The organism is Streptococcus parasanguinis (assembly GCF_001069785.1).
Taxonomy (GTDB): Bacteria; Bacillota; Bacilli; order Lactobacillales; family Streptococcaceae; genus Streptococcus; species Streptococcus parasanguinis_T.
In genome coordinates, this window is record NZ_JVSR01000022.1 from 1 (window position 1) to 13,936 (window position 13,936).

The window sequence follows — 13,936 nt, forward strand, 5'->3', positions numbered from 1 at the left end:
AAACTTTCCTTAGGTGAGTACGGACGTCAGCGAACTTCTTCGAAGTTCCAAGACTAATTATTGAGCCTAAGGTCTCAATAATTCCTAGTGCCTGAAACGTTATTGTTTCAGGCACTTTACTCACAGCGGAAAGTTTTGGTATTTTTTTGAATCGATTTTAAAATTGGAACTCATTTTTATTTCTTTGAAGAATAGCTTAACTTATTTTACTTTAAAATAGTTTGTCTACATTCTACGACCTCTGAAAAGAGGCGTTTTTCTTTACTAATTTCTAGAAATGTATAGAATTTGTATGTTTTTCAAAAGATATTACAGGGATTTTCCAGTCTTTCATTGAAAATGGTTCAGAAATTTTGTATAATACCCTAGTATGAACAATAGTTAAGGAGATTAAATATGTCAAAACAAGATTGGCTGGATTATTTTGAAGCCGTAAATGGTCGTTCTGCTAGTGCAGAAGAAATTGCTCAAGCACTTGCTGCTGGAGAATTTCAAGAAGAAGTAGTGGTTCCAGAAGCATCACAAGCCCCAGAGTTTGTTGCAGCACCAACTGCACCTGTGGAAGAACCGGTTGCAGCGCCACAAGCTCCAGAGTTTGTTGCAGCACCAGCAGCACCAGCTGCACCTACAGAAGAACCAGTAGCAGCTCCACAAGCTCCAGAATTTGTAGCAGCTCCACAAGAACCAGTTGCAGCTCCAGAAGCACCAGAATTTGTAGCAGCTCCAGTTCAAGAGCCTACACCTCAGCCTGCTCCAGCGAATGGTCCTGCTTTCCAACAAGCTCCACAACAAGCTTACCAACAACCTACTCAAGCAGCTTATCAACAAGCGCCTTACCAAGGACAACCAGGACAAGCTTATCCTGCCCAACCAAGTCAATTTGGTGTTGCCGTTGGTGGTTATTGGAATTGGTTCCTTTCAGCTTTGAAACGTCCAACAGCTGTAGAAAATCCAAAAGCTCTTAACGGAATTTTACAGTATGTCTTGACTGCCTTTGTCTTGACCTTGGGGACCTTCTTCACAGCTAGTGGATTTACAGGTGGTTATGGAATGGATTTCCGTGCCTTTATGTTGACATTGATTTCCCTCTTCTTTAGCATTTACGCTTTCCAAGTAGCAGGATTCTTTGTTCGTCGTGTGGTTCTTCAAGATAAGGAATACAGTTACGGTCGTTCATTTGAAGAGTTTGGACGTTTGTCTGTTTACACTTTGCCACTTGCCCTTCTTGCTTTCTTAGTAGGTCTTGTAAAAGTTTATGAATTTTATGGCTTTGTGAACTTCCTTATTTTCTTCTTGTTCTTTGTTGGAACATGCTATGTGGTTCATCAAGGATTGAACAAGACGAGCTTTAAAGCAGACAAATTCTTGCTTCTTGTAGCATCATCTGTTGTCTTGCTTCTCATTGCCATCTTTGTTCTTTATGTAAATGCTCGTATTTTAGAACAAGTAGCTACTGGATTTATTCCTAGTGCTCCAAATTTCTCTAACTTTGGATTCTAACAATATCACAAAAAGGAAGGTGGGAATACCCACTTTCCCTATTTTATAATGAGGGAGAAGAGATCCATGCAAAAGAAATGGGTTGAATTATTTGAAAAAGTGATCGGTCGCAAACCGTCACCAGAAGAGTTTATGGCTGGGAAAGCTTGTGGATTTGATTTGAAACAAATTCAGTCTATCGCTGGAAATGCCCCAGCAGAGGAAGTAGCTCCTGTCAAGGAACCAGTGGTTGAACCAGTTGAAGAAGTGAAGAATGTCGATCCACTTCTAGCACCTCGACAGGCTTGGTTGCAACATTTTGAAGAAACCTATGGCCGCAAGCCAAGTGCAGAAGAATTTACCGCGGCTAAAAGTCAAAACTTCGAGTTTTTTGTAGGACCTGTGCCTGAAGCAGAATTTGCGACCCCAGATTCAACTGAAGAAACACAGGAATATGTCCCTCAACAGCAAACTCAAGAGTATACGGCTCCACTTGCTGCTGAGCAAACGCAGGTCTTTGCTGGTCCAAATGTTACAGAAGCAGGCCCAGCTCAGAAAAAACAAAAGGCCCCTAAAACGAAGGGTGAAAAGAAACTTTCCAAGAAGAAAATTGGGATTATTTCTGCTATTGCAGTCCTTGTGATAGCTTTGGTAGCAGCCTTCTTTTACTTCCAGTCAACAACGCGTGTCGAAGTGACTGCAGATAAATTTATTAAGGCAGTGGACACCAAGGATTATCGCGAAGCAGCAGATCTGCTTTCAACCGATAACGATAAATGGACAAAGGATGAAGCCGAAAGCTTTATTACTAGCATGGAAGATCAAGGGGTCGATATCGGCACAGAGTTGAACAAGATCATCGATAATGGTGGAGAAGGCAGCTATACGGATAAATCTGGTAACAAGATCTTTGGTTTGGAAAATGCGGACAAGAAATTTGGAATCTTCCAAGAATACCGTGTGGCCAGCTATCCAGTGCAAGTCAAGGTCAAGACCAATTTGGACCAAGCCAAACTCAAAGTGGCTGCTAATAAAACAGTGACCTTGAAGAAAGATGCAGTGACAGATCTTGGTTCTTTCCATTACAATGCAAAAGAAATGGAATTGACTGCTAAAACAGAAGTCGGAAATGTCACTTCTAAGATCCATCTCAATCCTAAAAAAGCAACGAAAAATAACTTAGAATTGCAGTTGAATTCTGAAAAACGCAATTTAGAAGTTGAGTTCCCAGATGAAGTTGAAAACCCAACGGATGTGAAGGTTGTGGTCAATGGTAAAGAAGTCGGAACGAGCACGACCTTTGAAGTAGACAGCATCCCTTATCAAGAAATTGAAGTGCATGCCGTCTTCAATATGAATGGGGAAACCTACACAACTGAAAAGGCTAAGGTGACGATTGAAGAGGGTGAAAACGATCCGATCGAACTCAAACTAGCCAAAGATACTTTAAAACGCATCAAGAGTGCACAAGATGCTAAGAAAGCGCAAGCAGCCAAAGAAGAACAAAATCGGACCTTGGCAGAAGAGTTCTTGAAAGAGTACCGCGACGCTGTCTTTAGCTCAGTTTCAAATCGAAATAACACCTACTCTAAATACTATGACACGCAAAGTCAAGCCTACAAAGACATGGTTGAATTCACAACGGGTGATGGTGTTCGAAAGGCTAAAATTGACTACTATACTCCCGGAGCTTTGGATATTCAAAGTGTCACTGAAGAAAATGGTGTGGTGACCATCAAGACTTATGAAGACTTTACCGTGCATTATACAGATAGTCATCCAGATTCACAAAATCGCAAGTACAAGACCTACACCTTGAAAAAAGTAGGTGCAAGTTATGTGATTACGGATATTGTCGTAACAAAAGAATCATAGGAGATTCCCATGAAAGCAAGATTTTCCAAATTAACCTTGGTGACAGTTGCCTTGTTAACCCTGACAGCTTGCTCCCAATCTCAATCCACTAGTTCTAAATCTTCTGCAAAAGAAGAAACCAAGCAAACGCAAACCAAGTCTTCCAAAGAAACGTCTTCTGCAAAGAATCCATCAAAAGAGACTGGCAAAGAAGAGTCGTCAAAAGCTGGTAAGTCAGATGTGAAAGTGGACTCTGGTGTCAGCTACAATGGTTCTTACTATAGTGTTAAAGGGAAATATGGTGAGGTGATGATCGCCAACAAACATTATCCTTTGGCGCCGGACTTTAACCCAGGTGAAGATCCTGAAGCTGTTTCGGCCCTTCATGAATTGATTGCAGCCATGCAGGCAGAGGGTTATCCGATCAGTGACCAATATAGTGGTTTTCGTAGCTACGACACCCAAGTTGGCCTCTATCAAAACTATGTCAATCAAGATGGTCAGGAAGCCGCAGATCGTTATTCCGCAAGACCGGGCTATAGTGAACACCAAACTGGTTTGACCTTTGACTTGATCGATACCAGTGGTAATTTGGTAACCGAACCTGGACCAAGTAAGTGGTTGCTCAAGAATGCTGCTAAATATGGCTTTGTGGTTCGTTACCAAGAAGGAAAAGAAAAAGTAACAGGCTACATGCCAGAAAGCTGGCATCTCCGCTATATCGGAAAAGAAGCACAAGATATTGCGGACTCAGGCTTGAGTCTGGAAGAATACTATGGCTTCACTGGCGGAGACTACGTTGATAAATAAGAAAAGGCTGGGATTTTAATCCCAACCTTTTTTATTGTATTGTTTTTAGAAATGCATCCAGCTCTTTTTGATTCTTGAGAGAGATGAATTTATCGGGATAGGTAGAACGGATATTTCGATACCTTTCTTTGGCATTCTTAGTTCGACCGTCCCAAAGGATCCATCGAATGAATTCCCAGTCAAAGCGTTCAGGGCAGCCTGCTGCCATACTCTCGCGAACGCGTCCCTTATAACGACGGTATCGTTTCCAGGCTCTATAGAGGCAGTTCCAACGAGAGAAATTGAGAAAGATAATGTGGTCTGCTTGCTCCATTCTTTCCTCATAGCAACACCATGAATAATTTCCATCAATGACCCAGTCTTTATGTTGGCTAAGAAACTGTTTCATCTGTCCCTCCATCCAATCCCGGTCACTGTCTATCCATCCCGGTTGAAATTGGATGGTATCCATATGAAGCTTAGGGATGGAGTAGTAGCGAGCTAAGGTTTCAGCCAAAGTTGACTTGCCAGAACCTGAATAGCCGATAATAACAATTTTCATAAGCACCTCTCAAAAATTTAGGAACAAAAAAAGCTCCGGAGAGCTTGATTTTTATGCTGTTCTTGATTAACCAAGTTTCGCTGCAAGACGTGCTTTATCACGGCTAGCTTTGTTCTTGTGGATCAAACCTTTAGTTTCTGCTTTATCGATAGCTGAGCTAGCAGCGCGGTAAAGTTCTTCAGATGGGTTTGCTTCAAAAGCTTTGATTGCAGTACGCATAGCTGATTTTTGAGCTGAGTTTTTTTCGTTTTGTTTAACGTTCAATTCAGCGCGTTTGATAGCTGATTTAATGTTTGCCAAGTTATTCACCTCCATTGATAATCTAACTATCTCATTATATATGAAAAGTTATGATTTGACAAGCCTAAAATAGCTTTTCCTTAAAAAAGTACCGGTAAAAGGCCATTTTCTCTAGCGTTTGAGATAAATTTTGTCGATTTCATGGTTGGTTGCCTTATGGAGAATCAGATCAGCTCGGTTACGGGTTGGTTGAATGTAATGTTGCAAGTTGACTAAATTAATGGATTCCCAGACCTGATGGGCCATGCTTAAAACTTCATCTAGGGGTTGCTCTGTAAATCGATAGTAGTAGTTATTGGGATCATTCTGAGCTAATGCAAGGAGTTTTTGGAAGCGATCGATATACCAAGATTCGATATCATCGACTGCGGCATCCACATAGATTGAAAAATCAAAGAAATCGGTCATATAGAGACTGTCATTTTGTGGATTTTGAAAGACATTGATTCCTTCTACAATGACAAAATCAGCCGGTAAAATCGTTTGCTTCTCATCTGGGACAATATCGTAAATTTCGTGGGAATAGACAGGGATTTCTACACTTTTGTTGTTTTTGATTTGATTGAGAAAATCAAGAAGCAATTCCATGTCATAGCTTTCAGGAAATCCTTTTCGATTGAGGAGCTCTTGTTCTTTTAAGATAGCATTTGGATAGAGAAAGCCATCTGTTGTCACCAATTCTACGGTCTTGCCTTCGAAGGTCCGCGAAAGTAGGATTTGGAGAAGACGGCTAGTAGTCGATTTCCCAACAGCGACACTCCCAGAAACTCCAATGATAAAGGGTTGGCGTTCACTGGTTTTTTGAAGAAAAATCCCCTTTGAGAAGGCCAAATCTTCTTTGGAACGCTTGTAGATTCCGATCAAGTTTGTCAAAGGCAGGTAGACGTCACGCACATCCTCGAGGTTGATGCGGTCGTTAAAGCTTTTAATAGAATTAAGCTCTGTTTGAGAGAGAGGTGGGGTGGTTTTGCGATGCAAATTTTGCCAGGTTTCCCGATTGATTTTTTCAAAATGTAAAAATTCTTTGTCCATATGTCACTCCTATTGTAGTCTTTAGTATACCAATTTTTAGAGGTTGTGTAAACGATTTAAAAAACGAATGAATTATGATAAAATAACCTTATGAGTAAAATGTATTTCGATATAAACCCAGATGCAGCCCATGATATTCATGATCTGGCTGTTGTTTTATTGGGACAAAAGATGAATTTCTATACAGATGCGGGCGTCTTTAGTAAAAAAATGATAGATTATGGAAGCCAGGTGCTCTTATCAACCCTGGATTTCCAAGGAGGAGAAAGCGTTCTTGATGTCGGTTGTGGCTATGGTCCAATTGGTCTCTCTCTAGCTAAAGCACAGGGAGTCTCCGTGACCATGGTGGATGTCAATGAGCGGGCGCTAGACTTGGCTAAGAAAAATGCCAGCCGAAATGGCGTGGAAGCTCAGATCTTTTCTTCGGATGTCTATGAAGCGGTTGAAGGGGTCTTTGACCATGTGATCAGTAATCCGCCAATCCGAGCTGGTAAAAAAGTGGTTCACCAGGTGATCACCGGTAGTTTTGAACATTTGAAACCAGGTGGAGACTTGACTATTGTCATTCAGAAAAAGCAAGGTGCTCCAAGTGCTAAGGCCAAGATGGAAGAGACGTTTGGCAATTGTGAGATCGTAAAAAAAGACAAAGGCTATTATATTTTAAGAAGTGAGAAAGAATCATGAGAGCAGTAGATATCATTCAGAAAAAAAGAGATGGTCTTGCCTTAAACAAAGAAGAAATTGAATGGCTGATTGAGGGATATGTGGCTGGAACAGTTCCAGATTACCAAATGTCCGCTTTTGCTATGGCTGTTTATTTTAAAGGGATGACGACGGAAGAAATTTCTCATATGACCATGAAGATGGTCCGAACAGGGCAACAGTTTGATCTGTCAGCTATTCCAGGAATCAAGGTAGACAAACATTCGACTGGTGGTGTGGGAGACAAGGTGACCTTGGTCTTGGTGCCTTTGGTTGCGAGTTTCGGAGTGCCGGTTGCCAAAATGAGTGGTCGTGGCTTAGGCCACACAGGTGGGACCATCGATAAGTTGGAATCCATTAAAGGCTTTCAGATTGAACGGACTCAAGAGGAATTCATCCAGCAGGTGCAGGAGATCGGCTTATCGGTCATTGGTCAATCCGACCAACTCGTAAAAGCAGACAAACTCTTGTATGCTCTGCGTGATGTAACGGCGACAGTGGATACCATTCCTTTGATTGCTAGCTCCGTCATGAGTAAGAAAATTGCTGCTGGTGCGGATGCCATTCTTTTGGACGTGACAGTGGGCGAGGGTGCCTTTATGAAGAATATTGAGGATGCTCGTCGCTTAGCCCGTACCATGGTGGATCTTGGAAATGCAGTGGGTCGGAAAACCATCGCTGTCATTACAGATATGAGCCAACCTTTGGGAACCAGCATTGGTAATCGTTTAGAGATTTTGGAAGCCTTGGATATTCTGAAAGGGCAGGGCCGAGCGGACGTAACTGAGTTTATTTGTGAATTAGCGCAAATCATGTTGAAATTGGCCAATGTAGAACAATCGATTGAAGCCATCCATGAACACTTGACCAATGGTCAAGCTTTAGCGAAGTTTGAAGAAATGGTGGTGGCTCAAGGTGGAAACTTAGAGGATTTGCATCGTCCCGTCAAAGTAGATCAGGTCCTTGAAGTAACAGCAGATCAAGATGGCGTTATTGCAGCTTTACCTGCCATGGAATTTGGCCTATTAGCCATGCGACTTGGTGCTGGCCGTGCTGTCAAATCGGATCCGCTTGATTATGAAACAGGGATTGTATTTGACAAAAAAGTGGGAGAGCACGTTAAAAAAGGGGAACGCATTGCTCGTATTTTCGTGAATGAAAAAAATTCACAAGAAAGCGTTACAGAATTCAAAAAAAATGTTAAAATACTAGAAGGGGCTGAAAGCGTTAAAGAAATTATTGAAATAATATCTTAAGTAGCTCAGGAGATTGTATGAAGTTAAATAAATATATTGATCACACTCTTTTAAAACCAGATGCGCAACAAGAACAGATCGAAAAATTGATCGAAGAAGCTAAGGCATATGATTTTGCCAGTGTCTGTGTGAACCCAACATGGGTGAATTTTGCGGCTGAGGGCTTGCGCGATTCAGATGTAAAAGTTTGTACCGTCATTGGTTTTCCTTTGGGAGCAAATACCCCTTTTGTCAAAGCGTGTGAAACAAAAAATGCTATTCAAAATGGTGCCGATGAAATTGACATGGTCATTAATATCGGTGCTTTGAAGTCTAAGAATTTAGCACTAGTTGAAGAAGATATCCAAGCTGTTGTCGAAGCAAGCGGTGATAAGCTGGTCAAAGTCATCATTGAGACGTGTCTCTTAACAGACGATGAAAAGATCGTCGCTTGTCAGATTGCAAAGTCAGCTGGAGCTGACTTTGTGAAGACTTCAACTGGCTTCTCAACTGGAGGAGCAACGGTAGAAGATGTGGCCTTAATGCGTCAAACTGTTGGACCCGACATGGGTGTTAAAGCTTCTGGTGGTGCTCGCTCTTATGAAGATGCTCTTGCTTTTATCGAAGCTGGTGCGACCCGTATCGGGACTTCTTCTGGTGTAGCCATCATGGAAGGAAAGGTGGCTCATGGCGACTACTGAGTTGATTGACTTAGCAGTTGAAGTGAGTCAACAAGCCTATGTGCCTTACTCTCATTTCCCAATTGGAGCTGTACTGCTAACGAAGGATGGAGAAATCTATACAGGTGTCAATATCGAAAATGCCAGTTTTGGTTTGACCAACTGTGGAGAACGGACAGCCATTTTTAAAGCTGTTTCTGAAGGAGCTCGTGAGTTTCAAGAGCTCATTATCTACGGGCAAACAGAAAAGCCCATCTCTCCATGTGGTGCTTGTCGCCAGGTCATGGCTGAATTTTTTGAGCCAGACCTTCCTGTAACCTTAGTATCTAAAGATAAATCGACGGTCGTGATGACGGTCAAGGAATTACTTCCATATTCCTTTACAGACCTGACTTAATAGGTCTGTGAGGCGGTCTTTTGACCCTTTCAATACTTCGCAACAATGTTGCACAATAATTTAGGAGGTTCAGTAATGAACAAGAAACAATGGCTAGGCCTTGGTCTAGTAACTGTCGCTGCTATCGGACTTGCAGCATGTGGAAATCGTGCGTCTAAAAAAGATAGCGCAAACTCAGAATCTAAAACAGATTTGAAAGCTGCTATCATTACCGATACTGGTGGTGTGGATGACAAATCATTCAACCAATCTGCTTGGGAAGGTTTGCAAGCTTGGGGTAAAGAAAACGGTCTTTCTAAAGGGAACGGATTTGACTACTTCCAATCAACAGATGAATCTCAATATGCGACAAACCTTGATGAAGCTGTTTCTAACGACTACAAATTGATCTTTGGTGTTGGTTTTGCCTTGAGCGACTCTGTTAAAAAAGCTGCAAAAGACAACCAAGATGTGAACTATGTCATCATCGATGACCGTATTGAAGGACAAAAGAACGTAGCATCTGCTGTTTATGCCGATAACGAAGCTGGTTACCTTGCTGGTATTGCTGCTGCAAAAACTACAAAAACTAAACAAGTTGGTTTTGTAGGTGGTATGGAAAGTGAAGTTATCACTCGGTTCCGCGCTGGATTTGAAGCTGGTGTTAAATCTGTTGACCCATCTATCAAAGTTCAAGTAGACTACGCTGGTTCATTCGGTGACTCTGCTAAAGGTAAAACAATTGCTGCTGCACAATACGCTGCAGGTGCAGACGTTATCTACCAAGTAGCTGGTGGTACTGGTGCAGGTGTCTTCTCTGAAGCTAAAGACTTGAACGAAAAGAAAAATGAAGACGAAAAAGTTTGGGTTCTTGGTGTTGACCGTGACCAAAAAGCTGAAGGTGAATACACTTCTAAAGATGGTAAAAAATCTAACTTTGTATTGGCTTCAAGCTTGAAGAAAGTCGGAGAATCTGTAAAAGACTTGGCTAAGAAAACTGCTGACGGTAAATTCCCTGGCGGTAAAGTGATTACTTATAGCTTAAAAGATGGTGGAGTTGATTTGACAACTGACAACCTTTCTGCAGATGCTAAAAAAGCTGTAGAAGATGCTAAAGCTAAAATCCTTGATGGGTCTCTTAAAGTTCCTGAAAAATAATATTTGATTGGAGCGGCCCTCCCTTTAAGGGCCGTTTCTTTTAAAGTGAGACATTTTTGTCTCAATAAAATCTGTTAGTCGCCTAGCAGATTTTATTGAAATAAAAATAGATTTGAAAGGAAACACCCCCATGACACATGAATATGTCATCGAAATGCGTGAGATTACCAAAAAATTTGGTGACTTTGTAGCAAATGACAAGATTAATCTTCAGTTGCGCAAAGGTGAAATCCATGCACTTCTTGGAGAAAATGGTGCAGGGAAATCTACCCTGATGAATATGCTGGCTGGTTTGTTGGAACCAACTAGCGGAGACATCGTGGTAAATGGAAAAACTGTTAACCTAGACTCACCTTCAAAAGCAGCTTCTTTAGGAATTGGAATGGTGCACCAACACTTTATGTTGGTTGAAGCTTTCACTGTTGCTGAAAATATCATCCTTGGTTCTGAAACCACTAAACACGGTGTTTTGGACCTTAAGAAAGCCAGTCAAGATATCCTTGACTTGTCTAAAAAATATGGCTTGGCAGTAGATCCACATGCTAAAGTTGAGGATATTTCCGTTGGTGCGCAGCAACGTGTGGAAATCTTAAAGACGCTTTATCGTGGAGCCGACATCCTAATCTTCGATGAACCAACTGCGGTGTTGACACCAGCTGAAATCGAAGAATTGATGACAATCATGAAGAACTTGGCGAATGAAGGAAAATCTATTATCTTGATTACGCACAAGTTGGATGAAATCCGTGCTGTTTCAGACCGCGTAACGGTTATTCGCCGTGGTAAATCGATTGAGACAGTCGAGATTGGTGGAGCTACCAACCAAGACTTGGCTGAAATGATGGTCGGTCGTTCTGTTTCCTTTAAGACTGAAAAAGGTCCTTCTCAACCGAAAGAAGTCATCTTGTCGATCGAAAACTTGGTTGTAAACGAAAACCGGGGAGTCCCAGCTGTTAAGAATTTGTCACTGGAACTTCGTGCTGGTGAAATCGTCGGGATTGCAGGGATTGACGGAAATGGTCAGTCTGAGTTGATCCAAGCGATTACAGGTCTACGGAAGGTAAAATCTGGTTCAATCAAGATTAAAGGCAAGGATGTTGTAGGACTTCGTCCACGTCAAATCACAGAAATGAAGGTAGGGCACGTCCCTGAAGACCGTCATCGTGATGGTTTGGTCCTTGATATGATGATCTCTGAAAATATTGCTCTTCAAACATATTATAAAGAACCTCTTAGCAAGAATGGTATCTTGAATTATCCAAATATTACCTCTTATGCCAAGAAGTTGATGGAAGAGTTTGACGTTCGTGCAGCTAGTGAAGTGGTACCAGCTAAGGCTCTCTCTGGAGGAAACCAGCAAAAAGCCATTATCGCGCGGGAAATCGATCGCGATCCAGATCTCTTGATCGTCAGCCAGCCAACTCGTGGTTTGGACGTTGGAGCGATTGAATATATCCACAAACGTTTGATTCAAGAACGGGATAATGGAAAAGCCGTTCTGGTTGTCAGCTTTGAATTAGATGAAATTTTGAATGTTTCTGACCGTATTGCAGTTATTCATGATGGGAAGATCCAAGGGATCGTAACCCCTGAAACAACGAATAAGCAAGAGCTTGGAATCCTCATGGCAGGAGGACAAGTAAAGGAGGGAGCATCAAATGAATAAGAATTTAAAACAAATTGCCGTTCCATTGGTGTCTGTCCTTTTAGGATTGGTCTTGGGTGCCATTATTATGTGGGCCTTCAGCTATGATGCCCTTTGGGGATATGAATTGCTGTTTAAGAAAGCCTTTGGTTCGATTAAGAGTTGGGGAAATATTTCCCGTGCCATGGGGCCACTGATTTTAGTTGCTCTTGGATTTTCAGTAGCCAGCCGGGCCGGCTTCTTTAACGTTGGACTTCCAGGTCAGGCTTTTGCAGGATGGATCATGGCGACTTGGTTTGCCCTTTCTTTCCCAAATATGCCTCGCTTACTGATGATTCCGATGACTGTTTTGATTGCGGCTATCGCAGGTGGATTTATTGGAGCGATTCCTGGTTTCCTTCGTGCCTATCTCGGAACCAGTGAGGTCATCATCACCATTATGATGAACTACATTGTTCTCTATGGTGGGAATGCCTTGATCCATAGCTTCCCAGCTTCCTTGATGAAAAACAAGGACTCAACCATTGATGTGGGAGCTAACGCTGTCTACCAGACAGAGTGGCTGCGTAATTTGACGGACAAATCACAAATGAACATCGGGATCTTCTTTGCCATCATCGCAGTGGTGGTCATCTGGTTCTTGATGAAGAAAACAACACTTGGGTTTGAAATCCGTGCCGTTGGTCTCAATGCGAATGCGGCGGAATATGCTGGGATGTCTGCAAAACGGACCATTATCCTTTCTATGATCATTTCTGGTGCTCTTGCTGGTATCGGTGGGGTAGCAGAAGGTCTGGGTATTTACTCAAATGTCTACGTTCAAACCAGCTCGATGAGTGTTGGATTTAACGGAATGGCCGTTGCCCTTCTTGCAATGAATTCACCAATTGGTATTCCATTTGCTGCCTTCTTGTTTGGAGCACTTCAAATTGGAGGAGTTGGTATGAAGCCAGCTGCCATCCCTGAAGAAGTCGTTCAAATTGTAACAGCATCCATTATCTTCTTCGTATGTGCTCACTACATTATTGAAAAGATGATCTCGATGCGTTCAGCTAAAAAAGGAGGAGCAAACTAATGAGTATTGTAACGATTTTAAGTATTCTTGTTTCCTCTATGATTGTGTATGCAGCGCCGCTGATCTTCACAAGTATCGGAGGAGCATACTCAGAACACGCTGGGGTTGTTAACGTTGGTCTGGAAGGAATCATGGTTATGGGAGCCTTCTCAGGAATTATCTTTAACTTGACTTTTGAGCCTGCCTTAGGAAGTTTGACACCATGGTTGTCCTTGATCGTTGCTGCAGGGATTGGAGTACTCTTCTCCTTGATTCATGCGGTGGCAACCATTCATTTCCGTGCTGACCATATCGTCTCAGGTACGGTATTGAACTTGATGGCACCTCCACTTGCGGTCTTCCTTGTTAAAGCGATGTATAACAAGGGACAAACTGATAATATCAAAGTTGCCTTCGGGAAAACATCCATTCCGGTCTTATCTAAAATTCCGGTAATTGGGGATATTTTCTTCAACAATGCCAGCATCATCGGCTGGGTTGCGATTCTCTTCTCATTCTTTGCTTGGTTCATCATGTTCAAGACAAAATTTGGATTGCGTCTTCGTTCAGTTGGGGAACACCCACAAGCAGCAGATACATTGGGAATCAATGTTTATAAAATGCGCTACTTAGGAGTGATGATCTCAGGTGCCCTAGCTGGTATTGGAGGAGCCATATACGCTCAATCTATTTCCGTTAACTTTGCGGTGACTACTATTGTTGGTCCTGGTTTCATCGCCCTTGCGGCTATGATTTTCGGGAAATGGAACCCAATCGGGGCCATGCTTGCTAGTCTCTTCTTTGGAGCTTCACAAAGTTTGGCTGTTATCGGGAATCAATTGCCTTTACTTAAAGGTATCCCATCCATCTACTTGCAAATTGCGCCTTACGTCTTGACCATGGTTGTCTTGGCAGCCTTCTTCGGACAAGCAGTTGCGCCAAAAGCAGATGGTGTTAACTACATTAAATCGAAATAATGCACAGAGAGAGGTTGGGATAAAAGTCCTAGCCTCTCAATTGTTTTTGGATTGTCGAGTAAGACGCAGTGGTTGAGTGGGCTCTACTACGCT

Annotated in this window: 14 protein-coding genes; 11 read left to right on the forward strand and 3 right to left on the reverse strand. The window is 42.2% G+C overall.

Annotated features, from left to right (window positions below; genetic code table 11):
* The first annotated feature begins 396 nt into the window (after positions 1–396).
* From ADG03_RS01485 to ldcB, 3 genes are all read left to right on the forward strand, one after another.
* Positions 397–1,500 (forward strand): DUF6574 domain-containing protein, encoded by a 1,104-nt coding sequence (locus ADG03_RS01485; RefSeq protein ID WP_049471738.1) that lies wholly within the window; start codon positions 397–399, stop codon positions 1,498–1,500.
* A 66-nt stretch (positions 1,501–1,566) separates the two neighbouring features.
* A complete protein-coding gene (locus ADG03_RS01490) occupies positions 1,567–3,354 on the forward strand; it encodes a TcaA second domain-containing protein (protein WP_192832126.1) in 1,788 nt (595 codons plus the stop codon).
* Between the two features lie 9 nt (positions 3,355–3,363).
* Positions 3,364–4,143: an LD-carboxypeptidase LdcB/DacB gene (ldcB, locus tag ADG03_RS01495; RefSeq protein WP_049471740.1), complete on the forward strand. Its 780-nt coding sequence runs from the start codon at positions 3,364–3,366 to the stop codon at positions 4,141–4,143.
* A 31-nt stretch (positions 4,144–4,174) separates the two neighbouring features.
* Here ldcB and ADG03_RS01500 read toward each other — a convergent pair whose 3' ends face one another.
* The 3 genes from ADG03_RS01500 to coaA form a co-directional block, all read right to left on the reverse strand.
* Positions 4,175–4,684 carry a DNA topology modulation protein gene (locus ADG03_RS01500; protein ID WP_049471741.1) on the reverse strand — a complete coding sequence of 170 codons (510 nt, stop codon included), beginning with the start codon at positions 4,682–4,684 and terminating at the stop codon, positions 4,175–4,177.
* A 66-nt stretch (positions 4,685–4,750) separates the two neighbouring features.
* Entirely contained in the window at positions 4,751–4,999 is a 249-nt protein-coding gene (rpsT, locus tag ADG03_RS01505; protein WP_003007640.1) for a 30S ribosomal protein S20, read from the reverse strand.
* A gap of 96 nt (positions 5,000–5,095) precedes the next feature.
* A complete protein-coding gene (coaA, locus tag ADG03_RS01510; RefSeq protein ID WP_049471742.1) occupies positions 5,096–6,016 on the reverse strand; it encodes a type I pantothenate kinase in 921 nt (306 codons plus the stop codon).
* A gap of 90 nt (positions 6,017–6,106) precedes the next feature.
* On the opposite strand from coaA, the gene ADG03_RS01515 reads away from it, so the two are divergent.
* The 8 genes from ADG03_RS01515 (at position 6,107) to ADG03_RS01550 (ending at position 13,843) form a co-directional block, all read left to right on the forward strand.
* Positions 6,107–6,700 carry a class I SAM-dependent methyltransferase gene (locus tag ADG03_RS01515; protein WP_049471743.1) on the forward strand — a complete coding sequence of 198 codons (594 nt, stop codon included), beginning with the start codon at positions 6,107–6,109 and terminating at the stop codon, positions 6,698–6,700.
* Positions 6,697–7,974, forward strand: coding sequence for a pyrimidine-nucleoside phosphorylase (locus ADG03_RS01520; RefSeq protein ID WP_049471744.1), 1,278 nt, complete (start codon positions 6,697–6,699; stop codon positions 7,972–7,974). Before ADG03_RS01515 ends, ADG03_RS01520 begins: the two co-directional genes overlap by 4 nt.
* Positions 7,975–7,991: 17 nt before the next feature.
* Positions 7,992–8,654, forward strand: a complete 663-nt coding sequence (deoC, locus tag ADG03_RS01525) for a deoxyribose-phosphate aldolase (RefSeq protein ID WP_021153359.1) — start codon at positions 7,992–7,994, stop codon at positions 8,652–8,654.
* Positions 8,641–9,030, forward strand: a complete 390-nt coding sequence (locus tag ADG03_RS01530; RefSeq protein ID WP_003007631.1) for a cytidine deaminase — start codon at positions 8,641–8,643, stop codon at positions 9,028–9,030. The genes deoC and ADG03_RS01530 overlap by 14 nt, the downstream gene beginning before the upstream one ends.
* A gap of 75 nt (positions 9,031–9,105) precedes the next feature.
* Positions 9,106–10,167 carry a BMP family lipoprotein gene (locus ADG03_RS01535; protein WP_031573707.1) on the forward strand — a complete coding sequence of 354 codons (1,062 nt, stop codon included), beginning with the start codon at positions 9,106–9,108 and terminating at the stop codon, positions 10,165–10,167.
* A 130-nt stretch (positions 10,168–10,297) separates the two neighbouring features.
* Positions 10,298–11,833 carry an ABC transporter ATP-binding protein gene (locus ADG03_RS01540; RefSeq protein ID WP_049471745.1) on the forward strand — a complete coding sequence of 512 codons (1,536 nt, stop codon included), beginning with the start codon at positions 10,298–10,300 and terminating at the stop codon, positions 11,831–11,833.
* Complete coding sequence (locus ADG03_RS01545; RefSeq protein ID WP_003007621.1) at positions 11,826–12,887, forward strand: ABC transporter permease; 1,062 nt, start codon at positions 11,826–11,828, stop codon at positions 12,885–12,887. The genes ADG03_RS01540 and ADG03_RS01545 overlap by 8 nt, the downstream gene beginning before the upstream one ends.
* Entirely contained in the window at positions 12,887–13,843 is a 957-nt protein-coding gene (locus tag ADG03_RS01550; RefSeq protein WP_049471746.1) for an ABC transporter permease, read from the forward strand. The genes ADG03_RS01545 and ADG03_RS01550 overlap by 1 nt, the downstream gene beginning before the upstream one ends.
* Positions 13,844–13,936 lie beyond the last annotated feature (93 nt).

Excerpts from the sequence above, each read along its gene's own strand:
- ADG03_RS01515 (WP_049471743.1), top strand. The coding sequence starts at position 6,107 with ATGAGTAAAATGTATTTCGATATAAACCCAGATGCAGCCCATGATATT.
- ldcB (WP_049471740.1), top strand. The coding sequence starts at position 3,364 with ATGAAAGCAAGATTTTCCAAATTAACCTTGGTGACAGTTGCCTTGTTA.
- ADG03_RS01535 (WP_031573707.1), top strand. The coding sequence starts at position 9,106 with ATGAACAAGAAACAATGGCTAGGCCTTGGTCTAGTAACTGTCGCTGCT.
- deoC (WP_021153359.1), top strand. The coding sequence starts at position 7,992 with ATGAAGTTAAATAAATATATTGATCACACTCTTTTAAAACCAGATGCG.
- ADG03_RS01520 (WP_049471744.1), top strand. The coding sequence starts at position 6,697 with ATGAGAGCAGTAGATATCATTCAGAAAAAAAGAGATGGTCTTGCCTTA.
- ADG03_RS01530 (WP_003007631.1), top strand. The coding sequence starts at position 8,641 with ATGGCGACTACTGAGTTGATTGACTTAGCAGTTGAAGTGAGTCAACAA.
- ADG03_RS01540 (WP_049471745.1), top strand. The coding sequence starts at position 10,298 with ATGACACATGAATATGTCATCGAAATGCGTGAGATTACCAAAAAATTT.
- ADG03_RS01550 (WP_049471746.1), top strand. The coding sequence starts at position 12,887 with ATGAGTATTGTAACGATTTTAAGTATTCTTGTTTCCTCTATGATTGTG.
- ADG03_RS01490 (WP_192832126.1), top strand. The coding sequence starts at position 1,567 with ATGCAAAAGAAATGGGTTGAATTATTTGAAAAAGTGATCGGTCGCAAA.
- rpsT (WP_003007640.1), bottom strand. The coding sequence starts at position 4,999 with ATGGAGGTGAATAACTTGGCAAACATTAAATCAGCTATCAAACGCGCT.
- coaA (WP_049471742.1), bottom strand. The coding sequence starts at position 6,016 with ATGGACAAAGAATTTTTACATTTTGAAAAAATCAATCGGGAAACCTGG.
- ADG03_RS01485 (WP_049471738.1), top strand. The coding sequence starts at position 397 with ATGTCAAAACAAGATTGGCTGGATTATTTTGAAGCCGTAAATGGTCGT.
- ADG03_RS01500 (WP_049471741.1), bottom strand. The coding sequence starts at position 4,684 with ATGAAAATTGTTATTATCGGCTATTCAGGTTCTGGCAAGTCAACTTTG.
- ADG03_RS01545 (WP_003007621.1), top strand. The coding sequence starts at position 11,826 with ATGAATAAGAATTTAAAACAAATTGCCGTTCCATTGGTGTCTGTCCTT.